Source organism: Ensifer sp. Root31, from assembly GCF_001424825.1.
GTDB classification, from domain to species: domain Bacteria; phylum Pseudomonadota; class Alphaproteobacteria; order Rhizobiales; family Rhizobiaceae; genus Ensifer; species Ensifer canadensis.
This window is the reverse complement of record NZ_LMCO01000041.1, coordinates 1-22,266: the sequence shown is the minus strand read 5'-3', so window position 1 is coordinate 22,266 and position 22,266 is coordinate 1. Positions and strand designations below refer to the sequence as shown.

The 22,266-nt window shown below is 60.9% G+C and carries 28 protein-coding genes and 1 pseudogene; 28 read left to right on the top strand and 1 reads right to left on the bottom strand.

Going from position 1 to position 22,266, the window contains the following annotated elements; all coding sequences use genetic code 11:
* Positions 1-6: 6 nt before the first annotated feature.
* From ASD00_RS28240 to ASD00_RS28120, 25 genes are all read left to right on the top strand, one after another.
* Complete coding sequence (locus tag ASD00_RS28240) at positions 7-261, top strand: hypothetical protein (protein WP_057210530.1); 255 nt, start codon at positions 7-9, stop codon at positions 259-261.
* 210 nt (positions 262-471) lie between these two features.
* Entirely contained in the window at positions 472-954 is a 483-nt protein-coding gene (locus ASD00_RS28235; RefSeq protein ID WP_057210503.1) for a hypothetical protein, read from the top strand.
* Positions 955-956: 2 nt separating this feature from the next.
* A complete protein-coding gene (locus tag ASD00_RS28230) occupies positions 957-1,187 on the top strand; it encodes a hypothetical protein (RefSeq protein ID WP_057210501.1) in 231 nt (76 codons plus the stop codon).
* A complete protein-coding gene (locus ASD00_RS28225) occupies positions 1,187-2,563 on the top strand; it encodes an SAM-dependent methyltransferase (RefSeq protein ID WP_244496151.1) in 1,377 nt (458 codons plus the stop codon). The genes ASD00_RS28230 and ASD00_RS28225 overlap by 1 nt, the downstream gene beginning before the upstream one ends.
* Complete coding sequence (locus tag ASD00_RS28220) at positions 2,560-3,441, top strand: hypothetical protein (RefSeq protein ID WP_057210499.1); 882 nt, start codon at positions 2,560-2,562, stop codon at positions 3,439-3,441. The genes ASD00_RS28225 and ASD00_RS28220 overlap by 4 nt, the downstream gene beginning before the upstream one ends.
* Positions 3,438-3,980 (top strand): hypothetical protein, encoded by a 543-nt coding sequence (locus ASD00_RS28215; protein ID WP_057210497.1) that lies wholly within the window; start codon positions 3,438-3,440, stop codon positions 3,978-3,980. Before ASD00_RS28220 ends, ASD00_RS28215 begins: the two co-directional genes overlap by 4 nt.
* Entirely contained in the window at positions 3,977-4,651 is a 675-nt protein-coding gene (locus ASD00_RS28210; protein WP_057210494.1) for a hypothetical protein, read from the top strand. The genes ASD00_RS28215 and ASD00_RS28210 overlap by 4 nt, the downstream gene beginning before the upstream one ends.
* The gene (locus tag ASD00_RS28205; RefSeq protein ID WP_057210492.1) at positions 4,648-5,121 is read left to right on the top strand and encodes a hypothetical protein; all 474 of its coding nucleotides are present in this window, start codon (positions 4,648-4,650) and stop codon (positions 5,119-5,121) included. Before ASD00_RS28210 ends, ASD00_RS28205 begins: the two co-directional genes overlap by 4 nt.
* Entirely contained in the window at positions 5,114-5,419 is a 306-nt protein-coding gene (locus tag ASD00_RS28200) for a hypothetical protein (protein ID WP_057210490.1), read from the top strand. The genes ASD00_RS28205 and ASD00_RS28200 overlap by 8 nt, the downstream gene beginning before the upstream one ends.
* On the top strand, positions 5,416-6,648 hold the full coding sequence (locus ASD00_RS28195) for a hypothetical protein (RefSeq protein ID WP_057210488.1): 1,233 nt from the start codon (positions 5,416-5,418) through the stop codon (positions 6,646-6,648). The genes ASD00_RS28200 and ASD00_RS28195 overlap by 4 nt, the downstream gene beginning before the upstream one ends.
* Entirely contained in the window at positions 6,632-7,291 is a 660-nt protein-coding gene (locus tag ASD00_RS28190; RefSeq protein ID WP_057210486.1) for a transcription termination/antitermination NusG family protein, read from the top strand. Before ASD00_RS28195 ends, ASD00_RS28190 begins: the two co-directional genes overlap by 17 nt.
* A 217-nt stretch (positions 7,292-7,508) precedes the next feature.
* Positions 7,509-7,829: an HNH endonuclease signature motif containing protein gene (locus tag ASD00_RS28185; protein ID WP_244496150.1), complete on the top strand. Its 321-nt coding sequence runs from the start codon at positions 7,509-7,511 to the stop codon at positions 7,827-7,829.
* Positions 7,830-7,857: 28 nt separating this feature from the next.
* The gene (locus ASD00_RS28180) at positions 7,858-8,430 is read left to right on the top strand and encodes a hypothetical protein (RefSeq protein WP_244496149.1); all 573 of its coding nucleotides are present in this window, start codon (positions 7,858-7,860) and stop codon (positions 8,428-8,430) included.
* A 6-nt stretch (positions 8,431-8,436) separates the two neighbouring features.
* Positions 8,437-10,236, top strand: a complete 1,800-nt coding sequence (locus ASD00_RS28175) for a terminase large subunit (RefSeq protein ID WP_057210480.1) — start codon at positions 8,437-8,439, stop codon at positions 10,234-10,236.
* 72 nt (positions 10,237-10,308) lie between these two features.
* On the top strand, positions 10,309-11,502 hold the full coding sequence (locus ASD00_RS28170; protein ID WP_200951502.1) for a phage portal protein: 1,194 nt from the start codon (positions 10,309-10,311) through the stop codon (positions 11,500-11,502).
* Between the two features lie 13 nt (positions 11,503-11,515).
* Positions 11,516-12,370 (top strand): head maturation protease, ClpP-related, encoded by an 855-nt coding sequence (locus tag ASD00_RS28165; protein WP_057210478.1) that lies wholly within the window; start codon positions 11,516-11,518, stop codon positions 12,368-12,370.
* 11 nt (positions 12,371-12,381) lie between these two features.
* A complete protein-coding gene (locus ASD00_RS28160) occupies positions 12,382-13,767 on the top strand; it encodes a phage major capsid protein (RefSeq protein WP_244496148.1) in 1,386 nt (461 codons plus the stop codon).
* Between the two features lie 57 nt (positions 13,768-13,824).
* Positions 13,825-14,202 (top strand): hypothetical protein, encoded by a 378-nt coding sequence (locus ASD00_RS28155; RefSeq protein WP_057210476.1) that lies wholly within the window; start codon positions 13,825-13,827, stop codon positions 14,200-14,202.
* 80 nt (positions 14,203-14,282) lie between these two features.
* The gene (locus ASD00_RS28150; protein WP_156585833.1) at positions 14,283-14,879 is read left to right on the top strand and encodes a hypothetical protein; all 597 of its coding nucleotides are present in this window, start codon (positions 14,283-14,285) and stop codon (positions 14,877-14,879) included.
* A complete protein-coding gene (locus ASD00_RS28145; protein WP_057210472.1) occupies positions 14,876-15,217 on the top strand; it encodes a hypothetical protein in 342 nt (113 codons plus the stop codon). Before ASD00_RS28150 ends, ASD00_RS28145 begins: the two co-directional genes overlap by 4 nt.
* Complete coding sequence (locus ASD00_RS28140) at positions 15,217-15,858, top strand: hypothetical protein (RefSeq protein ID WP_057210470.1); 642 nt, start codon at positions 15,217-15,219, stop codon at positions 15,856-15,858. Before ASD00_RS28145 ends, ASD00_RS28140 begins: the two co-directional genes overlap by 1 nt.
* A complete protein-coding gene (locus tag ASD00_RS28135) occupies positions 15,858-16,268 on the top strand; it encodes a phage tail terminator-like protein (protein ID WP_057210468.1) in 411 nt (136 codons plus the stop codon). Before ASD00_RS28140 ends, ASD00_RS28135 begins: the two co-directional genes overlap by 1 nt.
* 43 nt (positions 16,269-16,311) lie before the next feature.
* Complete coding sequence (locus ASD00_RS28130) at positions 16,312-17,787, top strand: phage tail tube protein (protein WP_057210466.1); 1,476 nt, start codon at positions 16,312-16,314, stop codon at positions 17,785-17,787.
* Between the two features lie 96 nt (positions 17,788-17,883).
* Positions 17,884-18,303 (top strand): hypothetical protein, encoded by a 420-nt coding sequence (locus ASD00_RS28125; protein WP_057210522.1) that lies wholly within the window; start codon positions 17,884-17,886, stop codon positions 18,301-18,303.
* Positions 18,300-18,632, top strand: a complete 333-nt coding sequence (locus ASD00_RS28120) for a hypothetical protein (RefSeq protein ID WP_057210464.1) — start codon at positions 18,300-18,302, stop codon at positions 18,630-18,632. The genes ASD00_RS28125 and ASD00_RS28120 overlap by 4 nt, the downstream gene beginning before the upstream one ends.
* Before the next feature lie 6 nt (positions 18,633-18,638).
* Here the strand turns inward: ASD00_RS28120 and ASD00_RS28115 are convergent, their stop codons facing one another.
* The gene (locus tag ASD00_RS28115) at positions 18,639-18,899 is read right to left on the bottom strand and encodes a hypothetical protein (RefSeq protein ID WP_057210463.1); all 261 of its coding nucleotides are present in this window, start codon (positions 18,897-18,899) and stop codon (positions 18,639-18,641) included.
* A gap of 90 nt (positions 18,900-18,989) precedes the next feature.
* Here ASD00_RS28115 and ASD00_RS28110 point away from each other — a divergent pair, with 90 nt between their 5' ends.
* From ASD00_RS28110 to ASD00_RS28100, 3 genes and pseudogenes are all read left to right on the top strand, one after another.
* Positions 18,990-21,263 carry a phage tail length tape measure family protein gene (locus ASD00_RS28110; protein ID WP_162249760.1) on the top strand — a complete coding sequence of 758 codons (2,274 nt, stop codon included), beginning with the start codon at positions 18,990-18,992 and terminating at the stop codon, positions 21,261-21,263.
* 33 nt (positions 21,264-21,296) lie between these two features.
* A complete protein-coding gene (locus tag ASD00_RS28105; protein ID WP_057210459.1) occupies positions 21,297-21,953 on the top strand; it encodes a hypothetical protein in 657 nt (218 codons plus the stop codon).
* Positions 21,946-22,266, top strand: a pseudogene (locus tag ASD00_RS28100) (DUF2163 domain-containing protein); the annotation flags it as partial. The gene ASD00_RS28105 and the pseudogene ASD00_RS28100, both read left to right, overlap by 8 nt.

Here is a 22,266-nt window from a genome sequence, read left to right as displayed (position 1 = left end):
GCGTGCATGAGCACGATCAGCATCAGGAAAATCATCAAGGACGCGGGCGGCGCCGAGGCAATCTCGAAAGCCGCTACAGAAGCGGGCGGCGACCTCTCGAAGGATGCCGTCTACAAATGGTCGAAAACCGGAATCCCGGATCGTCATTGGCCGATCATTATTGCTCTGACGGACCATGGGCCGGTTGCTCTCTATGCCGCAAACTGCGCGGCGAGGGGTGTGCCGGTAGCGGCTGCCTACCGATTGGAGGCGGCGGAATGAAGGTTTCCCCGCAAGTGCCCTCCCTCCTCTCCATGGGCCTTGCCACCTGGCAGGGGCGCGCCACTGACCTGCGCGTCCCTGCCTCTGTTTTTGCATCTGCCTATCCATGTGGGCCTCCGTGATCTGATGTCCCATTCGTAGCGGCTCGGTCGCGCGACTTCAGTGAATCCTTTCCCGTTTTTATTTCCTTGCTTTCAGTGGGGTGTTTTCGTGCGCCTGATTTCCGACCAACAGATCCTTGCCCTGAAGGGCGTGACGGATGCCTGCTACCGCCTCGGCGGCGGCGTCACCTCGTTTGCCATGCTGACGCGCGTCGCGGTCTCCAGCCTCGTTAAGTATGCCACGCTCGGCGAGCGTCGGCCGGACGGCTCCTATGAGCATGGCCAGTCGATGATCCCGATCGACATCGCCGTTGAGGCAGACATGCGCGCCGGCTCGCCGATCATCCTTTCGGAAGCGGCGCACATGCTGGGCTTCGATCTTGTGCCTTCGGCAGGGCGGGAAGGGGTCAAGCCACTTACCGAACTCGATGCGCACCGCGTCCTCTCGCAGACAATGGATGTCTCCAAGGCGATCATCGATGCCGGCGCGGACGGCAAATACGATGCGCTGGAAAAGCGGACGATCCACCGTGAGGCGCTCGAAGCGATCCGGGCACTCGAACTGGTCGCCGCCGCGACGGCGGAGGGCTGACCGTGGGCGCGTCTTTCACCATTTCCCCTCTCAAGCCCGCCGAGCGGGCTTTTCTGCGTCGGCTTTCCGAAATGGACGGCCAGTATCTGCTGGCGTCCGGTCTTCGCGAAAAGCTGGCCGGCTGCGCTCTGGCCCAGATCGGCTATGCGCGCCGGCATTCCATCTACCCGCATCACTTCGCCATCGCGGCGGCGGGTGAATATTACCTCGACCGGCTGATGAGGGCGCACTGATGGATATGACCGCAATGCTCTCTCCCGAACAGAAAGACATCCTTCGCGCCGTTGCCGCAGGCGAGTACCGCGCGCCCGATGGCGGTGGCAAGCGCCGCATCCAGCGGCTGCATCAGCATGGGCTCGTGCGGCGGCATGATACCGACATGATGCTTTGCTTTCCGACCGATGCCGGCATGACGCTGGCGCGCGATCTCGGCCTGCTCGACGCGTCGTCACCTGAAGCCGCCTTGCCGGCGGCCACGCTGGCGGTCGAGTTCGGCCTGGTCGAAGCGCCGAAGCCGGCGAAAGTGCCGGAAATCGTCATGATGCTGGAGACGGCGGCGCGGCTCTTCGACGAAGGCGACATCCAGCGCGCTCGCGTGATTGCCGACGGCGCCTATGACCTCTCGCAGGCCGAGGCGCGGTTCGCAGCGAAGTATGCCGCGACGCGCGAGCTGGTGCCGAAGTTCCGGCAGCTGCAGGGCGACGCTCTGCTGATGGAGACGCGCTGCAAAATCCAGCTCGCCAAGGCTTACGACGCCGCGCAAGAGGCCGGTCAGGCGGCGAAAAAAGGGCGTCCGAAAAATGTCGCAACTGACGACATTTTCAAACAGGCGGAAGCGGGGCTAACCCGGCAGGAAATTCACGACGCACGCAAGCTGGCGGCGGCGGAAGAAAAGACGCCGGGCATCGCCGAGCGCGCCATTGCCGCTCGCGTCGCCGCCGGCCTCGCGCCGACGCGGGCGAACCTGAAAAACGCGATCGGCACGAAAACGGCAACCAAGGAAGAGCGCGGCAACAATCTTTACGAGACGCCGGCGCTGGCGACCAATGTTGTGCTCGCGTTGGAATCCTTCACAGCGACCGTGAACGATCCCTTCTGCGGACGCGGTGCTATCGTCCGCATGCTGGAGGCGGCGGGCTACGAGGTCATTCTCGGTGATATCGAAGACTACGGCACCACGACGAAGGATGGCGTGGTGCAGGATGTCGGCGACTTCCGCGAAACGGAAAGCGCGGGCTTCGATATCGTCTCGAACCCGCCTTATGGCGATGAGATGAACTCCTGCATCGCGCATGCCCTGCGCGTGCACCGCCCGCGCAAGATGGCATTGCTGCTCAACCTCAATGTGCTCGCCGGCTTCGAAGATCCTGACCGCACCTTCTACATGGAAGAGTGCCCGCCGGCGCGCATCTACGTGATGAAGCGGCGTTTGCCGATGATGCACCGGGACGGCTGGGACGGAAAAATCGCTGGCAGCCAGATGAACACGATGTGGTGCGTCTGGGAACTGCAAAAGGATGGCAGCTACGGGTCAGAGACCGTTGTTCGGCGCGTTGACTATGCGGACTTTCAGCCGGCGGACGCCTCGGAAAGCGAGGCGGCTGAATGACGAGTCCATACTTCATTGAAGGGCCGGCGCTGATCTCGTTCTCTGGCGGCCGCACCTCGGCATACATGCTCTTCAAGATCCTGGAAGCGCATGACGGCATGCTGCCGCCAGATGTGCACGTCAATTTTGCCAACACCGGTAAAGAGCGTGAGGAGACGCTGCGCTTCGTGCACGCGTGCGCGTCTCGGTGGGATGTTCGGGTAAATTGGATCGAATACCGGGAAGGAACGCCCGGCTTCGAGGTTGTCGGCTACAACAGCGCAAGCCGCAACGGCGAACCATTTCAAGCTCTCATCGAAAAGAAGCAACGCCTTCCAAACTGGAAAGAGCGGTGGTGCACTGGTCTCCTCAAAGTGCAGCCGATGACCGATTTCGCGACCTCGATTGGATTGGTCGAAGGGTCATACAGCGAGATCATTGGTTTACGAGATGACGAAGGTCACCGCATCCTGAAGGCGCTCCACAATGCGGAGTTTGTCAAAAAGGGGAAGGTCCTTGTTCCGCGTGACCCGCCGCGCCTTGTCAAATTCCCTCTCGCCAGAGCGAAGGTCCGCAAGGCGGACGTTATGGCCTTCTGGAAAAGTCAGCCTTTTGATCTTGGCCTAGAGCCATGGGAGGGGAACTGTGACCTATGTTTCCTAAAGGGGCGAGGGATCAAAAAGCGATTGATCCGGGAAAAACCTGGCGTTGCGCCTTGGTGGGCGGCAAACGAGTCCGCGTACAAAGGAAAGCAGGAGCGGGGATGGTTCGATAAGCGGGACAGCATCGCTGGTCTCGCTGCCGAGGTCGCCGCGTCGCCCGAGTTCTTCGACGAGTTTGATCCCGAAGAATACGACGTTGAGTGCGGTCTCCATTGCGCACTGGAGGCGGCCGAATGACGTCGCCTCTCTCCGACCGCGACCGGGAAAGGGCGCGGCTGATCCGATATCGCGATATTTCGGACCGACTAACCGGCGACGTCTGGGAGTTGGACGTTGACGGCGGCGTGTCGCGCATCATCGCGCGGCGCTCTTCCGGTGAATCGGTCGCGCTGTGCACCATCCACTCTGATGCCCTGGCGCACGAACTCGAACTGATTGCCGGCGCCGCCGACCTGCTGTCGTTCTTCCTCGGCCTACAGGACAGGGCGGCGGTCGCGGTTCGCGATCTGCGCGGCCAGCTGGACCGGCGGGAGCGTGCAAAGCGGCCGGCGAGCCAGGTCGCTGCCATCCTCTGCGGGAAGCCGACTTTTCAGAGATTTCTGGAAGGGAAGGGTGCCGGCGGCGCCGTCAATTCGACACGTGAGGCGGACACTCGCCTGAAGTTCCTTCTGAACATCAATTCCAAAACGCAGCTCGACGAAGACGCATCTTGCGCGGCGCGGTTCCGCGATCTGCGGGGCGATTATGACGCCTTCATGCGGGGAAAGTCGGCATGAGCGCTCGCGCCTTTCCCATCGACCGCATCGGCACGACCGACACCGGCAACGCCGCGCTCGGCTACCGCATTCGCTGCATCTGCAGCGCCGTGGCCTTCTATCCGCTCAAGCGCGGCGTAAAGCGCCGGACGCCCGAATCCATACCCCAACATTTCCGCAGCTTCGGCTGGCAGGTCGGCACGACGGACCGGAAGGACCGTTGCCCGGAATGCCTGAAGCGTGCGGCGCCAACCCCAGAGGAGACCGAGACGATGACGACGCCCCAGAAAGGGCCGGCGGTGAACGTGGTGCCGCTCAAGGCAGAACCGCCACCGGAAATGAGCCGTGCCGACCGGCAGATCGTGTTTGCCAAGATATCCGACCACTATAGCGGCGAGGGCTATTGCTCCGGCTGGACCGACAAGCGGCTGGCGGAAGATCTGAATGTTCCGGCGGCATGGGTGCGCGAGGTGCGCGATCAGTTCTTCGGGCCGGAAGGCTCCAATCCGCTGCTCGATCAGTTCTTGAAGGCGCAGGCCGAATTCGACCGCGAGTACCAGGCCGTGATGGAGGTTCGCAAACGGTACCTCGACGACGGCAAATCACTCCGCAATCGGCTCGACGATCTCGACGGCAAGGCACGTGACCTCGCCGGACTTGCCAAGCGGGTGGAAAAGGAGATCGGCCGATGAAATCGATCATCCTTGCGAGGCTCATCAATCGCGTCCTTGAAGCGCGTCTGAAGCGCGAGCCGGATTTCATCATCGGCGGAGCAGAGCGGCCCTACATGCTTCGGTGGTTCATCATCCCGCGCAATCGCTTCTTCAACGTCTATCACCATCACATAAAGCGTTCCGACGACGATCGGGCGTTGCACGACCATCCGTGGTGGTCTCTGTCGATCGTGCTCGACGGCTCCATGCTGGAGGTTCTGCCCGACGATGTCCGCCGGCAGCTGCGCCAGGGCGATATCGTCCTGCGCAGGGCCTCCAGCGCGCACCGGCTGGAGATCCGCGACCACTGGTACTGCAGGACGTTGTTCATCACCGGTCCGCGCATTCGCGAGTGGGGCTTTCATTGCCCAAAGGGCTGGAAGCACTGGAAGGACTTCGTGGCGAAGGGCGACAATGGTGCGGTCGGGCCGGGGTGTGACGATGAATGAGCTTCGTCCTGAAATCGCCCGGCTCGCGAATGCGACCGATGACGCGGAGCGTGCGAGCGCATTGCTCGAATGCCCCCTGTCCATGCTCATGACCTGCGAATCGACGATCCGCAATCGGCTGATGCACTCCGGTTTCCGCGAGGGGCTCGCCTATCTCGATGCCGAAATGGCGGAGCTTCGCAGTCCGCGGGCGATCGACGACGCCGGCTTCCAGCACATGGCCGTCATCGTCGCGCGTGGGCGCATGCATCGCATCGTCTGCGGTTTGCCGGCGGACGGGCAGGAGGGCGGCGAATGAGCCAGGAGGCAACCATTCGCCGTGGCGTGCGCAACGCGCGGTATGCGGCGATACCGAACCATGTGTTTGAAGACGCCCGGCTTTCCATGGAGGCGCGCTGGCTGCTCGGCTACCTGCTTTCCAAGCCGGACAACTGGACCGTCGTCATCGGCGACATCATCAAAAAGGGCAGCTGTGGCCGTGACAAGGCCCGCAAGATGATCGCCGAGCTGGTCGAGTTTGGTTATGCCGAACGTGAGCAGCAGCGCGACGACGGCAAGTTTGGATCGTCAATGCTGGTGATTTTCGATGAGCCTCGCAGCATGCCGGGCGGAAGTGTTGCATTTCTACCGCAGACTGAAATGCCGGCGCCGGCAATGCCGTCGCCGGTTTTGCCGGCGCCGGTAAAATCGGCACATAGTAATAACTTAGATTCAGCAAATACTGATTGTAAGAATCTGAGAGAGGGCGAGCGCGAGGCGGAAGGGCAGGAGGGCCAGTCCGAAAGCTCGGCGGCAATCGACAAGGCCTTCTGGGCTTTGGCAAAGGATTGGCCGGGCTTTGCCGGAATGCCGAAAGAGCCTGCCCGGCGCGCCTGGTATGCGCTCACCGCCGACGAACGGCGCGAAGCGGCGGATCGCTTCCCGCGTTGGCTGGATCTGCTCAAGGCGCAGAAGAAATCCCACGTGCCGGCGCCGTCGACATACTTCGGCGAAAAGCTATGGCTGGCCGTGCCTTCGGCGGAAGAGGCGTCGAAGCCCGCGAATGTGCCGGCGCCGCCTTACGGCAAGCTCTGGAACTCCACACGTATCGCCGATTTGCTCTTGCCGCCGACTGGCGTTGTCGCTGGCCCGACCGGCTTCGAGCAGGCTCAGATCAATGCAGGCAAAACCACGCTAGCCGATGTCATGGCCGAAAAGCGGATGCGCAGCGGGTGGCCGACAGTGAACCTCATGCACGAACGGGCGAGGGACCGGCAGGGCTGGCTGTGCCCGCGTCTGCTCGACGAAGCGGCGCACGGCTTCGAGCAGGTACACCGCGATTCAGATCGCATGGAAGCATGGCGGCGCGAGCACAAGCGCCGTGGTTGGCCGTTCTTCGACGGGCGTTTGCCAGACTGGATCTACTTCCCGTCGATCGATGCCAGCGAGGATCTCGACCGCGCTGTTGCCGAGGCGGTCGACCGATACCGCGAAAAGATTTCCGACTATCTCGCAGCGAGGAGCAAGGGCGATGATCATGCAGCGTAACGTGTCCGAAGGTGCTCCCATTGCTGTCTATTCTGGCGAGCGGTTCGAGGAACGCATGCGTCGAATCACAGACTGCCTGCTCGACGAGGGCGCGATGGTAACCCTGAATTGCCGAATCAATGGCGGCGCTGCGCCGTGGTTCGCGCTTCGGGTATGGACTGGTCGTGAAAAGGCAGTGGAGAATATGCTTGAAAGGATGGGCGTGCGGTCGCTTGTTCCCATGCGAAAAGGGCCGGATCTCCGCCGTCGTCACCGGGTTATCGAGGGCACAATGATGCCTGTTATCCATGGATACGTGCTTGTTCAGATGCTACCGCAGGCAGAGTATCTCGCTGGTCTGCAGGGCATCGAGCATGCCATTGACGTGCTCGGTGGGTGCGAGCGGCCGATGCGTATCAGTGACAAGGAAGTATCTAGATTCAACGCGATGGCGCTTGGAGGAACGTACGATTGGGAGCGTCCTGTTGACCTGGTTGTAACGGCTGGCGAGCCGGTATGGATAACGGCTGGCCCGTTCAACAATCAGAAGGCCATCGTGGTCACGCCGAACAGGAAAGGACGCGGCGACGTCGTCGTTGCTATCCGCTTCATGGGCGGTGAAGTGCCGGTGACGGTGCCTCTTGCATTGCTGCGGAAGTTGTGAGAGTCATTCGGTCACTGGACTAGCTGATGATCCTGAAGTGAGCCTCTGAAAACGCCTAAACAGCGGGGAGCAATCCCGAGGTCGGTACGCCGGTCAGCCCCAGCCTTGACAGTCTCCGAAGCGAGACACCGATTCAGGGCAAGTGCTACAGCTATGAGAAGATGACAGGCGGCCGCGAGGTCGCCTTTTGTGTTCTAAGAGTATGAGTAAGATCCCGATGATCTCTAGCGGCATTCGAACGCTGGACACTCGCACCGCCAAGCCTCCACCCAAGCGCGCCGACCCTGAGCTTCTCACCGATGCTCACAAGGGATGGGCGCGTGAGGTGAAGCGTCGAGCCGGATGGCAATGCGAATGGGTCGAGGCTGGCAAGCGATGTGAAGTGCGCTACCCGGCGCGACTGTTCGCCGACCACATCGTCGAGCGCTCCGACGGGGGTGCGCTCCTCGACTCGAAGAACGGCCGCTGCCTATGCGGCTCCCACCATACGCTCAAGACCGTGGCGGCGCGTGCGGCTCGCCTCTCATCCCGATCCTGACCCTCCATGACCCATCAAGGGGGGGCGGGTGAAAGTTCGGGAGGCCAAAGGGGCCTCTACCGCATGGGGCACACGAGCAGATTTTTTTTATTGGGACGCCATGTTTGACCTGTTTGGAAACCCGGTTGAGACGACCGAACGCAAGGCGGGTCGGCCCGAGCATGAGCCGACCGAAGAAATGATCATAAATATCATGGTCTTGCTGGCGTCCGGAATGTCGAACAAGGAAGTGGCGAAGACGGTGGGGCTCTCTGTGCCGACTTTGCGCAAACATTATTTGCACCTGACAAGGCATCGCGACGTTCTTCTCAATCGGCTACGCGGAAGGCTCCGGACTGCACAGATCCGTCAAGGCCTTGCCGGCAATGCAGCCGCTCTTGCCTATGCCCTTCGGACGCTCGACACCGTCGCCGCCGAGAGTGCTGCAAAACACCTTCAGGAGCGGGCGGCTAATCAGCCGACGCAGCGCACCGGGTACGTCTCGAAGAAGGATCAGCGGATGGATGCTGCGCGTTCCGTTGGCGGGAAGTTCGCGGTTCCTTCCGGTCCCCGTCTGGCTGCGAGCAATGGCCAGGCCGTTCAAGCCGAAGATGAGGGCTGACGATAGATGCCCCACTTCACCACCGCATGTCCGGATTGGGAGCGTCGGATTGTTGCTAGGGAAAGCCTGATCCCCTTCGCTCCGCTCTTCCCGGCCGAGGCGGCAGCAGCCCTTGAGGTGTTCAAGTCCCTCCAGATCACTGATCTTGCCCAGATCTATGATCGAAAGCTCGGACGCCATCGCCACCCAACATTCGGCGAGTCGTGCGAGCCATATGTTTTCGACGTCGTTGAGGCCATTTTCGGAGCCTACGATGCCGACAGCGCAAGGCGGATGATCGAAGAGATCTTCATCCTGATCTCGAAGAAGAATATCAAGTCGACGTTTTCAGCCGGCATCATGCTGACGGCTCTGATCCGCAACTGGCGGCATAACCAAGAGCTGACAATCCTGGCGCCGACGCAGGAGATTGCCGGCAACTCTTTCAACCCAGCGGCTGCCATGGTTGCGGCGGACCCTGAGCTGGTGCCGCTGCTCCACGTCAACAAGAACACGAAAGAGATCACGCACGCGCTCACCAATGCGGTGCTGAAGGTGATCAGCGCAGACTCGGCCACGGTCGGCGGCAAGAAGTCAGGGTTCGTTCTGATTGAAGAGGTTTGGCTGTTCGGGAAAAAGGCGAATGCCAGCAACATGCTGCAGGAAGCCACCGGCGGACTGATCTCGCGCCCGGAAGGGTTCACGATCTACATCACGACGCAGTCGGATGAGCCGCCTGCAGGCGTCTTCAAGGAAAAGCTCGACTACTTCCGCGAGGTCCGCGACGGTAAGATCGATGATCCCTACAGCCTGCCAGTCCTCTACGAGTTCCCCGAGGATATGATCAAGTCCGGCGCCTACATGGAGCCGGAGAACTGGTACATCACCAACCCCAATATGGGGCGCTCGGTGAACATGGACTGGCTCAAGCGCAAGCTTGCGAAGGTTCGCGCCGGCGACGATGAGGAGGGGGACACCCTCCAAAGCTTCCTCGCGAAACATCTCAATGTCGAGATCGGCATGAACCTGCGGAAGAACCGCTGGCCGGGCGCAAACTTCTGGGATGGGGCAGAAGACGAGGAACTCGCCGCGTTGCCTCACTATGAGGCCCTTGAAGCGCTGATCGAGCGCAGCGAGGTGATCGTGGTCGGGCTTGACGGTGGCGGCCTCGACGATCTTTTCGGCTTGTCGGTGTTGGGTCGTGAGCCTGCGGAGACCGAGGTTTCCGTTGTCGTGAACGGTGCGAAGACTAAGAGGCTCATGAAGCGCTGGATCGTTTGGCATCATGCCTGGTGCCATCGCAGCGTCCTGAAGCGCCGCCAGAAAATCGCTGACCGGCTTGTGGACTTCGAGAAGAATGGCGGCCACCTGACGATCATAGACGATGCGCTCGAAGATATCGTCGCCATCGTCGAAATCATCAAACGCGTGAAGGACGAAAACCTTCTCGCAGCCGTCGCGGTGGACCCGGCAGGCCTTGGCGAAATAGTCGACGCGCTGGCTGATCCTTCCGTTGATGTGACGACGGAAAACGGCCTGCTTATTGGTATCCCGCAAGGCTACGGGATGATGAACGCCATCAAAACCGGCGAGCGACGCCTTTCCAACGGCATGTTGCGCCATGCGGGCGGTGCGATGATGTCCTGGTGCGTCTCAAATCTGAAGATCGAGCCGACGGCGACAGCCATTCGCGCGACCAAACAGACGGCCGGCGACGCCAAAATCGACCCTGTGATGGCTCTCTTCGACGCCATTGCCGTCATGACAAAGAACCCTGTGGCGGCCGGAGCCTCGGTTTACGAGACTCGCGGCCTGCGGATGGTGTGATAAATGCCGACTTTTCTCGACAGGCTTTTTGGGCGCTCAAATCCAGCGCCCACGACATCGCACACCTATGAGGTGACCGCGCTCACCGGCGATGCCTTCGACGCTTGGGATTTTAATGATCCGCACCTGCGGCAGTTTCTGCAGGGTGGCGCCGGAGCAATGACAGAAGCGGGGGTCAGTGTCACGCCGAAGGCGGCGATGCGAAATACCACCGTCATGCGGTGCGTTTCCTTGATCGCATTCTCGGCAGGTACGCTTCCGCTGCATCTGCGCCGGAAAGCGACGAAAGAGAAAGCGACGGATCATCCGTTGTTTCGCATCCTTCACCGGAAGCCGAACGCCTGGCAGACGGCCTTCGAGTTTCGTTCCCTCATGCAGCAGCGCATGCTGGGAGCGAGCGGGCATGGTGACCGTGGCGATGCTTTTGCGCTGATTGTCCGCAGCGGCCGGAAACCCCTCGCGCTCGTGCCGCTGGCAACCGAGCGGGTTACACCTCGTCAGCGCACGGATTGGTCTCTGGAGTACGAGTACCGCCGACCTGAGGGCGGGACGACCATCCTTCAGCAACGGGACGTGTTCCATCTTCGCTACGGCCTTTCTGAGGACGGCATTTCCGGCATATCGCTCGTAAAGCAGGCCGCCGAGGCGATTGGCCTCGCGCTTCAGACAGAGCGAGCCGCCGCCCGATTGTTTCGGAACGGCATGCTTGTTGGCGGCATGATGTCTGTCAAAAACCGCCTGTCCGAAGACGCTTTCCGGCGCCTGAAAGAGCAGATGGATGAGCGGGAAGGCGCCGCCCAGGCACATAAGTGGATCATTGGCGAGGAAGGTTTGGAGGCCAAGCCATTCTCCCAGAGCGGTCGCGATAGTCAGCATATCGAGCAACGCAAGCACCAGATCGAGGAGATTGCCCGTCCCTTTGGGGTGCCGCGTCCACTTCTCGGTGTTGATGACACATCATGGGGCTCGGGTATCGACTCCTTAGGGCAGCTCTTCGTGCGTTTCGCCCTCAATCCTCACTTCGAGGCTTGGCAGCAGGCGATTGAGCGTTGCCTGCTCGATGATGACGAAGCGGAAATCTATGAGGCGAAGTTCAATGTCGCGGCGCTCCTGAACGGTTCGATCAAGGATCAGGGCGAGTACTTCGCCAAGGCCCTCGGTTCCGGCGGGCATCAGCCCTGGATGGACTACGCGGAAGTTCGCGAAACTGTCGATCTGCCTGAACGCGACCTCGCTGCAAACCCATTGGCGCAATCGAAAACCTAAGGGAGCATTGGCGATGAGCCTGCGCAAATTACCTGAGCTGAAAGCGGAGCGTCTTCCGGCCATCTGCGCCTACGAAACTGATTCAGAGGCGATCGAGCGTTGGAATGCTGGCATCGTTGCTGCCCAGCAGTCGCCTGACAATACGATCTCTATCCTCGATGTCATCGGCGAAGACTATTGGTCGGGCGGCGGTGTCACGTCAAAACGCGTAGCGGCAGCTCTCCGCGCCATCGGAGACCAGGAGGTCTTTGTTGATCTCAATTCTCCGGGTGGAGACTTTTTCGAGGGTGTTGCCATCTACAACGCTCTGCGCGCGCACCCGAAAAAGGTCACTGTCCGCATTCTCGGGCTTGCGGCCTCGGCGGCCTCGGTCATTGCGATGGCTGGAGACGAGATCCAGATCGGCAAGGCCGGTTTCATCATGGTCCACAATGCGTGGGTGATCGCCGTTGGAAACCGCCACGATCTCTATTCGGCGGCCGAAACAATGGAGCCCTTCGATGACGCAATGGCCACGGTCTACTCCGAACGTGCCGGCGTCAAGAAGTCGAAAGCAGCGGAGTGGATGGACAATGAAACATGGTTCAACGGTGAGCAGGCCGTTTCCGAAGGGCTCGCAGACGCCTTCCTCACCGCCGATCAAGTCTCCGAAGACAGTACGCGGGCCGCTGCCGGCAAATCCGTCAACGCGACGCGGCGTGTCGAGGCTCTCTTAGCAAAATCCGGAATCCCTCGCGATGAGCGCCGTAGCCTCATTGGCGAGGTCAAAGACCCGTCCGCCGTAGCGACGGGGGTGCGTCCTGCCGTAGCGGACGCCGACGAACTGAAGGCCTCCCTGGAGCGCCTAACCGCTACAATCCAACACTAAAGGACACTCTCATGAAACTCTCCACGTTTGCAGTGGCGCTTGGCGCGCTGCTGATCGTCGGCGCATACGCGCTTGCCGGTAGTGCGGACGCTTCCGTTCTTACCGAGCATGGTCCCATGTTCTACGGCATGACGATTGCCGTAGGAGCCGCAAATCTCCCTGGTCTGCCTCACTCCAAACCCAAATCTCGCGGCATCGTCGCGGTGCGGGCCGAAGGCCCTCCGGGTGACATCAAGGCAGCGATCGAGGCGGTCAACAAGGCCTTCGAAACCTTCAAGGCGACCCACGCCGACAAGGAAAAGGAGCTGCTGAAGAAATTCGACGACGTTGTGACTACCGAGAAGCTCGACCGCGTCAACAGTGCGGTTTCCGATCTTCAGGCGGCGGTCGACCAGGCCAACGTGAAGCTTGCCGCGATGTCGATCGGCGCCGGCGGTGAAAACGCGCCTCGCGACCAGGAATATACCGCCGCGTTCCGGGCGCACTTTTCGCGAGGTGACGTGCAAGCCGCTCTGAACAAGGGTGCTGACGGCGAAGGCGGTTATCTCGCGCCGGTCGAATGGGATCGGACGATTACCGACAAGCTCGTGCAGGTCTCGCCGATGCGGCAGATCGCGCAGGTGCAGACGATCTCGACGGCTGGCTTCAAGAAGTTGTTCAACAACCGTGGAACCGGTTCTGGCTGGGTCGGCGAAACCGCTGCGCGCACCGAGACGACCACGCCGACGTTCAGTCCTCTGACGTTCGCTCCGGGCGAAATCTACGCCAACCCTGCGGCAACCCAGCAGCTCCTCGATGACGCCGAAGTCAACATGGAAGCCTGGCTTGCTGGCGAAGTCGAAACCGAATTCGCTTACCAAGAAGGTGTCGCGTTTGTTGCTGGCAACGGCACGAACAAGCCTGACGGCTTCCTGACCTATGTTACCGGCGCTGCAAATGCCGCGAAGCATCCGTGGGGCGCGATCAGCCTGGTCACTGCAGCGGCCGCCGCTGCGGTCACCTCCGATGAGATCATGGATCTGATCTACAGCCTGCCGGGCGAATTCACGCAGAATGCACGCTTCACCATGAACCGGAGTGTTCAGGGTAAGGTGCGTAAGCTGAAGGATGGCCAGAATAACTACCTCTGGCAGCCGTCTTTCCAGGCGGGGCAGCCCTCTATCCTCGCTGGCTACCCGCTGACCGAGATGGCGGCGATGCCCAACATGGCGGCCGGCGGCGTGCCGATTGCCTTTGGCGATTTCCGTCGTGGCTATCTCATCGTTGATCGTACCGGCGTTCGCGTCCTTCGTGATCCCTATTCCAACAAGCCCTACGTGATGTTCTACACCACCAAGCGCGTTGGCGGCGGCGTCCAGGACCCGACGGTGATCAAGGCAATCAAGATGGCGCCTTAAGGCGCCATCCCCTGACGGCCTCGAAGCCGTACCGTTCACAGCTATGGAGATAAGGCAATGAAAAAGCCCGAAACCAAATCGGCGGACAACGCAGAGAAGGACGCCGTAAAGCAGGAGCAGATTGCCGACCAGGTCACGGAGCAGACAGCCGAGGAAGGCCGTCTGCCCGAAACTATGGCAATCGCAAACCCCGACCCCGCGACCTCGGTCGACTCCGCCTCTGGAGCGATCGTCGAGGATGAGATCAAGGCTGCTATTCTGCTTGATCATCCTTCTGTCGACAGCAACCCGCGCGCTGGCACGTCGGCCATTCAGAATGGTGGCGATTTCAACGACGCCCGTTGGCGGCATCCCAGTGACCCCCACTTTACCGGCCAAGGCCTCGATATGAGCGTCTACGGCAAGGATGACGCGGCGAAGACTGGCGACGCATAGCGCCAGACCTGCAACACATGCCGCTCCTCCTTGATGAGGGGCGGCAGCCTGCATGCGGTTTCATGCTTGAAGGAATGACGATGACCATACGTGTTATCGAAGCGCCAGCGCCGATAGTCCTGCCCGCCGATCTTGGTGCCACCTACGCTGGAGATCCGATGGCGCTAGTCGCTATTGCTGCAGCGACAGGGGATCTCGACGGTCCGCTTGGAAGCCTGGGGCGGTGCTTTGGACCTCAAACTCTGGAACTTGTGACCCGCGACCTACGGGGATGCAGGCTCCACTTGCCTTGCCCGCCTCTAATCGGAGTCCTCTCGATCAGCTATCGTGCCCACGGAAGTGAGGGGACGATTGATCCCGACACCTACAAAACTGAGGGTGATTCCGTCGTTTTTGCCTCCGGATCTTGGCCGAAGTTTTGCCTTGAGGCGCTCATTGTCCGCTATCGGGCGGGATACGATGTAGCCGACACCGGTGCCGTGCCCGAGCAGGTCCGACAGGCCATTATTCTGAAAGCCACGACATTCCTGCGCGTTCTCGATCAATCCGTTTTCCAAAAGGCGGAAGAGGTTGAGGGTGTGGGTCGGTTCGAGTTTGCCTTACCGGAGCAGGTGGGGAATGTCGTTAATCAGGCGGTCGATCAGCTTGTCGGCGGCTTGAGGGTTGTCCGTATATGAGCCCGGCGCAGGCAATTGCCGCGCTCGATCGGCAGATCGCGGTGCACGGGCAGGCGGTGCGTGTCCGTCGCGGAGACAAAGACGCGACCACGGCGCTTGCGGCCATGCTCGGTTTCGTTCGCGGCTACAAGGCGGATGACGTCATCAGGCAAAGTGGTATTTCGCAGGAAGATAGCAAGGTGATCCTGTCGCCATCCCACCTTTCGACCTGGCCGAAGCCATACCCGCAAAAAGGCGATTGGTGCGAGGTTGATGGGCGGTTTCGGGCGATCGTTGCAGCAGATCATCTGAAGCTGAACGATGTTGTTGTTCGGATCGAGTTGCAGGTGAAGGGCTGATGGCGCGGTTCGACACGTTTGACAAGCAGATCAGTCTTGCGACGGCCGATATCGAGCCCGACCAGATCTCGGCCCATCTGGCTCGGTTCGCGCGCCAGCAGCTCGCGGACGCCATTCAGTCGGGCGCGGCTACGCCCCTTTATGACCTCTTCGTCAACGGTCGGCGCGGCGTTTCGGAAGAGACTGTGCAAGCGCCGGGTCCGATCCTCTACGAGTTTTCGTGGTGGCGCGTTGTCATCCGCTACGCCCTCGACGCGCTAGTGAAGCGGAGCCCGCGAAAGAGCGGGCGCTACGCGTCATCGTTCATCGTCATCGTGGGCGGCAAGATCGTGACCAACTTCGACGATGTGCCGCCCTCGGCGGAAGTGATCATCACCAATGCGCAACCCTATGTCCGCAAGGTGCAGGTGGGGGCGATGCAGATGAGCGTGCCGGCGCGAATGTTTGACAAGGCCAAGACTGACCTGGTGCGAAAATACGGATCGCAGAGCTTCAGCTTTCAAATGCAATTCCTGGATCTCGCCGGCGGGCTCCATCCGCTTATCCCGTATCGCCTGAAACGCAATCAGGGTCGGCGGAAGGATCGCCAGGCCGGCATGCCGATCACCTATCCCGCAATCGTCATGAACATGGTGCAGTGATGGCGACCGTCGAAACCTATGACGCGGTTCATGATTACCTCGTCGCCAATTGGACGGCGACGCCGATCGCCTTCGAGAATGACGGCTTCGAGGTGCCGGCAGATCCGGAACACTGGTTGCTCGTCGAGGTGTTTGGGGACCTGTTCACTCAGGAAAGCATCGGTGCGGAAACGCAGGCGGCCAATCTCTGGCGTGAGGCCGGCCAGTTCTATGTTCACGTCATGGCACCGCGCGGCGCCGGCACGCGCACCGCGCGCACTTACGGTCGCCAGATCGCCGACCTGTTTCGCGGGCAGGAGATTGCTGGTGTCACCTTTCGCGATGCCTCCATCGGCGCCGGTGAGCCCGGCGCGGCGGATGGCAGCTATTTCCGCATGACAGTCACGATCGACTGGCTGCGCGACGAATGAATCTCTGCCGCTGGTCGCGGCTTCATCACCACGGAGAAAACCTATGGCTGGTTCTGATACGAACCGGGTGCGGATGACCGTTACCCGCGAGCAGACGCTTGGCGAAACGCCTGCAAATCCGCGCATGCGTGCGCATCGCTTTACCGGCGAGGCTCTGGCGTTCCAGCCGGTGTTCACGACCTCCGAAGAGATCCGCGACGATCGCATGGAGTCCGACCCGGTCAAGGTCAACGAGACCAACCAGGGCACCATCAATGGCGAGCAGTCCTATCCGGTCGACGGTTCTCCGTTGTCGCTGTTCATCGAAAGCGCTTTTGCCAACACCTGGACGAACACGCCGCAGCGCGACAATGACGGCACGGCCGACAGTGTGATCACGGGTGTGGTTGCGGCAACTGGCGTTGTTACCGTGACAGCCGGGGCCGCATTCGTTGTCGGCCACCTGGTGCGGCTGTCGGGATTCGGCCAGCCTGGCAATAATGGGCTCTTCAAGGTTACCACTGGCTCCGCAACGGTTCCCGCAGTGGGGGCGGCCCTACTGACCGACGAGGCGGCGCCGCTAGCGAGCGCAAGAATGAAAGTGGTCGGATTTGAGGGCACGGCGGGGGATATCACGGCAGTTGCCGATGGCCTCGCATCGACTGCCCTCGATTTTACGACGCTTGGCCTCGCGGTCGGGCAGTGGGTCAAGGTCGGTGGCACGGGCGCGGCCTACCGTTTCGCCGTCGAGGCTTTGAATGGGTGGGCGCGCATTATCGGCATTGCCGCACAAAAGCTGACGCTGGATAACCTGCCCACGGGGTGGGCTGTGAACGCCGGCGCCGGAAAGACGCTTCGCGTGTTCTACGGCGACCGGATCAAGAACGGCGTCGCGCAGCTTACGCAGACGGTCGAGCGCGGCTGGATGGGGCAGACGGTCCCGACCTACATTATCCAGCGTGGCATGCAGGTGGGGCAGCTCGAAGTGAACTTCGAAAGCGAGCAGATTGCCCGCTATGTGCTGACGCTGAATGGTTTGACCGGCGAGCCGACACATGTCTCGCTCGACGATACACCGGAGCAGGCCACGCAAAACCGCGTCATGGCTGCGGCTGTGAATGTCGGCAGAATTGCCGAAAATGGGATCCCTGTTGGCGGCCCGAACTTCGTCCGCTCACTCGGCATCACGCTCAACAACAACCTGCGTATGCTGAACGCTATCCGCAGCGACGATAAAGTTGGCGCGGTCGATATCGGCATGGGTAGCGCCACGGTTACCGTCTCGATGGAGACCTATTTCGGATCAAAGGCGCTCCTCGACAAGTTGTTCAATTCGGTCCCGACCAACATCAACACTCGGATCGCCAAGGATAACCAGGCGCTGGTCTATGGCCTGCCGCGACTGACCCTTACGGAGGGCTCGGTTTCCGCCGGCGGCAAGAACCAGGACACGATGCTGCCGCTAACGGCGACCGCTTCGAAAGATCCGTTGACCGAAGCGCACATCCTCCTCGACCGCTTCGAATACTACCAGGCTTAACGAGGTTCCCGCCGATCACGGGAACGAAACTGATGCGCATCACGACGAGGCGACGTGTCGGCGTCGCCTCGTCTCCTTCCGACAAAGGATCTGACCATGACTGTGAAACTAGCATCCCTGCGCGCCGATCTTGAGCGCGAGGCAAAAGGCGACTGGATTGATTACCCGGATTGGCCGGGCGTGGCCTTCAACGTTCGATCGCTGCATGCTTCGAGCTACGTTACCAAGCGCGATTTCATGCTGCAGCGCCTGGCGCGCAAGTACAAGCGGAAGGCGCCGCCGGCAGAAGTGATGGCTCGCGAGGCGGGCAAGATCTATTGCGAAGAGGTTCTTTGCGGCTGGCGCGGCCTTGATGTCGAATACACGCCGGAGATCGCGCTTGAAACGTTGACCGATCCTGCATTCCGCGATGTCGTAGCTGCGATCGAGTGGTGTGCTGGCGAGGTGGCGCAGCGCACCGTCGAGTTCGTTGAGGAAGCCACAAAAAACTCCGATCGGCCTTCCGCTGGCGTTTGACGCGCGAAGGCCAAACCGACTGGCTCCAGCGCCTTGCGGATGAAAATCCCGACGAGGCGGAATTCATCGAGATCCCGGATCGTCCCGACGAGGCGGAAGTAGAGCCTTGGCACGGGCTCTATTTTCGGGCGTGGGAAGCGCTTCGTTTCGATCGCTTCTATGGCGCATTTGGCAGCGAGGGTCCGATCTCGTATCAAGCCATCAGCCGGTATGCCGCTGATCACGCGATCAGCGGCAACGAGTTCGCCGAGTTCATGCACTTCTTGCAGGCCGTCGATGCTGAGTGGATTGAGGTTAAGGCCGAGCAGGCCACGACGGAAAAAAAGTAACCTCGGTCATTTCAACGCCTCGCAATCTTGGGGCGTTAGATTTGAGGTTGATGTCCGCCGCGCGTCAATGAGGTTCTGCTCGACAATCTGTTGAGCTTCCTCAACGGATGCGCCGAGCCCCGTCAGGGCATCGACCGCTTTCTTTTTGTGTGCCGCCAAAATTGCGTCGTCTTCGAGTAGTTGGGCGCATTCCTCCGCTTTGGCTAATTGGCCGAATTGCGGGCTACCTGAGGCCGTCAGAGCAATCGCGAGCGCGGCTTCAATCATCGTTCTCTCCTAGGTGTATTTGCTATGACGGTAGCCCTCCGATCGTTGAGAGTCGATGCGCAGATGAATGCCAGCCAATATGTGGCTGGTATGAATCAGAAGATTGCCGCTGATAAGGCAGGCACTGCTTCGAGCGCTGAAGTGGGTGCGGCGCTTGCCCGCACCGACGCACAATCCGGTCAGGCGGGGGGAGCCCTCACGCGGCTGTCGCGACTGTACATCGACGGCTATAAGAGCGCTGCAGGCTTCGAGCAGGCGGTGTCCTCTCTTGGTCGCGCTCTCGACAAGGGTGCTGTCTCAATCGATCGAGCCGACGCGATCCTGCTGGGCATCTATCGCAAGTATGGCATGGTTGCGAATGGCGCGGATCTTGCAGCTGCCGGCCAGCACCAGCTTGCTAGTTCGGTCACCGCACTGAACACCAAACTGGCACAAGAGGAAGCGGCTCTCGATGCGGCATCCGCCGCTCACCGCCGGCACGGCCAAGCCGCAAACGACAATGGTCACCAGCAGCGGCAGCTCGTTTTTCAGCTGAACGATGTCTTTCAATCGCTGGCGCTCGGCATGCCGTTGACGCAGGTCGCGTTGCAGCAAGGACCGCAGATCGCGCAGATCTATGGCCCGGATGAAGGTGGCGTCGGTCGCGCTTTCCGTGAAACCGGAAAGATGATCACGGGGGTGCTAACGAAGTTTCCGCTGCTGACTGCTGCGGCGCTGACGGTGGGTAGTGCTTTTGCGGCGCTCACCTACGAGATCAACCAGACCACGGACGTCAGTGTCAGTTTCGGCGACGTCGCCCTCGCGACTTTGCAGGTACTCGGTCGATACATCTATGACTTTCTAGAGCCGGCGATTGCATCCATCAGCGGTACGTTCGGTGAAGTGTGGGACGATGTCGTCGCCGGCGTAAAATGGGTTGGCAACGCCGTCGTCAAAGGATTTATGGTCCAAGTCGAGCTGATCAAGTTCGGCATAGCACAGATCCCCGACGCATTCGTTGCCGCTGGCGAAGCCGCGGCGAATGGGTTTCTGGAAGGCATCGAGTGGATGGTCAACAAGGCCATCGCCGGCTTCAACAAGATCATGGAATACGCCAACAGCGTCACCGAGATGCTTGGCGTTGGTTGGGTCACGGACAAGCTTGGTTGGACCACTGACGGCAAAGCAAAGCCTCTCGAAAAGTACGAAATAGAGCCGTTCAATTTCGGAGGTTCGTCCGCCAAATCCCGGATGGCGCAGCGCAGTCTCGATACAGTCGGCGCGCTCGCTAGGATCGATGCCAGCGACCCGATGGGCGGGTTCTTCAAGGATGTCCGCGATCAATCGATCAAGAACGCGCTCGAAGACGAGAAAAAGAAGGGCGGCAAATCCGCGGGCGATCGTGAGTCCGATTATGAGCGGACCATCCGCCGGATCAAGGAACGCACCGAGGCGACCGAGCAGGATACAAAGGTCGTTGGTCTTTCGACGTTCGCGATCGAGCGCCAGGCGGCAGTGCAGGATATTCTTACGGCTGCGCAGCGCGACGGGCTGGCGATCGGCAAGGCTTTTGCAAACGCACAGGATCTGATCAACGCTTCGTCGGAAAGCCTCACGCCGGCGCTGGCCGCCGAGCGCGAACGCATCCTTGGTGTTGCGAACGCTTATGCCCATGCGGAAGCGGCGGCGGAAAAGGCGGAAGAGGCGCGCCGCAAGTTCGAAGAGAACATGGAGTTTGCGCGCGACACTGCTCGCGGCTTCATCGACGATTTCACCGGAGCGATCGAGCAGGGCGCCACGGTCTGGGAGGCGTTCGCAAATGCGGCGCTGAACGCTCTCGACAGGATCGTCGACAAGCTGCTCGACGACGTCATGGATGCAATCTTCGACGTGAAGAACGCAGGCTCTGGCGGCTCGGCCGGCGGCATACTCGGCTGGTTCGGTGGTCTCTTCGGTGGCGGCGGTGATACTGCTGATCCTTGGGGTGGAATGCGGACCGTCAACGCCAAGGGCGACGTTTACGGCATGGCCGGCGTCACGGCGTTTGCCAAGGGCGCCGCGTTCACCAATCAGATCGTCGATCGTCCGACTCTGTTCCCGTTCGCCAAGGGCGCAGGCCTGATGGGCGAGGCGGGGCCGGAAGCGATCATGCCGCTACGGAGGGACGCAACGGGTCGCCTCGGCGTTAGTGCCGCTGTCGAGCGGGCGTTCTCGCCGGCGAACCAGAACATGGGTGGCGGTCCTTCCATCATCCGGCTGGAGCTTTCGCGCGAGATCATCGCGACCATTCTCCGTGAGGCGGAAGGTCAGTCGATCGAAATCTACCAGCAGGGCAATCGGAACAACCGGGAAGCCTATGACAACGGCGAAGCCGCTTACGGCTAAGCCGAACCCTCCCAAACATCGGAGTGATATCGCGTGGCGACCCTCTACGAACTGCCTGCGCTGTTTTTCGACGACTGCGAATTCGATCCTGTCCAGCCGCGCAACATCGACCAGATGGAAGGGCGACGAACCGAGGGACAGACCTTCGGAACGCCCTTCTGGCGGGCGAATTACAAGTTCAGCTTCCTCAAGCGGCTGCAGCTCGGTGTGGTCGATGGCTGGATCATGGATGTCCAGTCCTCGGCGTCGTTTTTCATCGGTTACGATATTGCCCGGCCTCGGCCGATGCTTCACGACACGGGAAAGCCGCTCTCCGGCGTGAAGGCCGGCGGCGGTGCGTTCGTGGGGGACGCTGTCCTGCAGAGCGTTGCCAACCCTTCGACGATCGTCGTTTCCGGACTTCCGGCCGGTTTTGCGCTGTCGATCGGCGATTATGTCGAGATCCGCAAATCAACCTACGTCCGCTCGCTACATCGCATCCGCTCGCCGGCCGTGGCGAATGGCGCCGGCGTGGTGACGCTGTCGATCCGTTTCCATCTCGACACCCAAAACTTCGCGCTTCCGTGCACCGTCCACTTCGAAAAACCGGGCTGCATTATGCAGGTCGACGCCGGCACATGGTCCAGCTCGAAGGCGATGGGTGCGAGAACGCCGACCTTTTCCGCGACTGAGGTGTTCCCCAATGCTTGACCCCGCCGTCATCGCCGCGCTCGAAAGTGGCGATATTTCCCGCATCGATCTGATCCGCTTCGATTTGCCCGGCCGAGATCCAGTTGGCTACCATCGCGGCGGGAGACCTTTTCCCTATAACGGCATCACCTACTTGCCGAACCGCTACCTACAGCAAGGCGAGATGCGCAGCGCCCTTGGCGCTTCCGTGACCAGTCGAACGATCCGGTTTTCGAACATTCCGGTTACGGACCCGGCCGACGCGATGGCTGTCGTCGAGCAGTATGATTATCCCAATGCTCCCGTGATCGTGACGCACCTGGTTGGCGCGCCG

What these genes read in the sequence shown, in the direction of transcription:
- ASD00_RS28145 (WP_057210472.1), top strand. Translation starts at nt 14,876, where the DNA reads ATGAGCCCGGCGCAGGCAATTGCCGCGCTCGATCGGCAGATCGCGGTG.
- ASD00_RS28190 (WP_057210486.1), top strand. Translation starts at nt 6,632, where the DNA reads ATGATCATGCAGCGTAACGTGTCCGAAGGTGCTCCCATTGCTGTCTAT.
- ASD00_RS28210 (WP_057210494.1), top strand. Translation starts at nt 3,977, where the DNA reads ATGAGCGCTCGCGCCTTTCCCATCGACCGCATCGGCACGACCGACACC.
- ASD00_RS28155 (WP_057210476.1), top strand. Translation starts at nt 13,825, where the DNA reads ATGAAAAAGCCCGAAACCAAATCGGCGGACAACGCAGAGAAGGACGCC.
- ASD00_RS28150 (WP_156585833.1), top strand. Translation starts at nt 14,283, where the DNA reads ATGACCATACGTGTTATCGAAGCGCCAGCGCCGATAGTCCTGCCCGCC.
- ASD00_RS28200 (WP_057210490.1), top strand. Translation starts at nt 5,114, where the DNA reads ATGAATGAGCTTCGTCCTGAAATCGCCCGGCTCGCGAATGCGACCGAT.
- ASD00_RS28175 (WP_057210480.1), top strand. Translation starts at nt 8,437, where the DNA reads ATGCCCCACTTCACCACCGCATGTCCGGATTGGGAGCGTCGGATTGTT.
- ASD00_RS28220 (WP_057210499.1), top strand. Translation starts at nt 2,560, where the DNA reads ATGACGAGTCCATACTTCATTGAAGGGCCGGCGCTGATCTCGTTCTCT.
- ASD00_RS28205 (WP_057210492.1), top strand. Translation starts at nt 4,648, where the DNA reads ATGAAATCGATCATCCTTGCGAGGCTCATCAATCGCGTCCTTGAAGCG.
- ASD00_RS28185 (WP_244496150.1), top strand. Translation starts at nt 7,509, where the DNA reads ATGATCTCTAGCGGCATTCGAACGCTGGACACTCGCACCGCCAAGCCT.
- ASD00_RS28240 (WP_057210530.1), top strand. Translation starts at nt 7, where the DNA reads ATGAGCACGATCAGCATCAGGAAAATCATCAAGGACGCGGGCGGCGCC.
- ASD00_RS28115 (WP_057210463.1), bottom strand. Translation starts at nt 18,899, where the DNA reads ATGATTGAAGCCGCGCTCGCGATTGCTCTGACGGCCTCAGGTAGCCCG.
- ASD00_RS28130 (WP_057210466.1), top strand. Translation starts at nt 16,312, where the DNA reads ATGGCTGGTTCTGATACGAACCGGGTGCGGATGACCGTTACCCGCGAG.
- ASD00_RS28140 (WP_057210470.1), top strand. Translation starts at nt 15,217, where the DNA reads ATGGCGCGGTTCGACACGTTTGACAAGCAGATCAGTCTTGCGACGGCC.
- ASD00_RS28215 (WP_057210497.1), top strand. Translation starts at nt 3,438, where the DNA reads ATGACGTCGCCTCTCTCCGACCGCGACCGGGAAAGGGCGCGGCTGATC.
- ASD00_RS28135 (WP_057210468.1), top strand. Translation starts at nt 15,858, where the DNA reads ATGGCGACCGTCGAAACCTATGACGCGGTTCATGATTACCTCGTCGCC.
- ASD00_RS28195 (WP_057210488.1), top strand. Translation starts at nt 5,416, where the DNA reads ATGAGCCAGGAGGCAACCATTCGCCGTGGCGTGCGCAACGCGCGGTAT.
- ASD00_RS28225 (WP_244496151.1), top strand. Translation starts at nt 1,187, where the DNA reads ATGGATATGACCGCAATGCTCTCTCCCGAACAGAAAGACATCCTTCGC.
- ASD00_RS28125 (WP_057210522.1), top strand. Translation starts at nt 17,884, where the DNA reads ATGACTGTGAAACTAGCATCCCTGCGCGCCGATCTTGAGCGCGAGGCA.
- ASD00_RS28165 (WP_057210478.1), top strand. Translation starts at nt 11,516, where the DNA reads ATGAGCCTGCGCAAATTACCTGAGCTGAAAGCGGAGCGTCTTCCGGCC.
- ASD00_RS28110 (WP_162249760.1), top strand. Translation starts at nt 18,990, where the DNA reads ATGAATCAGAAGATTGCCGCTGATAAGGCAGGCACTGCTTCGAGCGCT.
- ASD00_RS28160 (WP_244496148.1), top strand. Translation starts at nt 12,382, where the DNA reads ATGAAACTCTCCACGTTTGCAGTGGCGCTTGGCGCGCTGCTGATCGTC.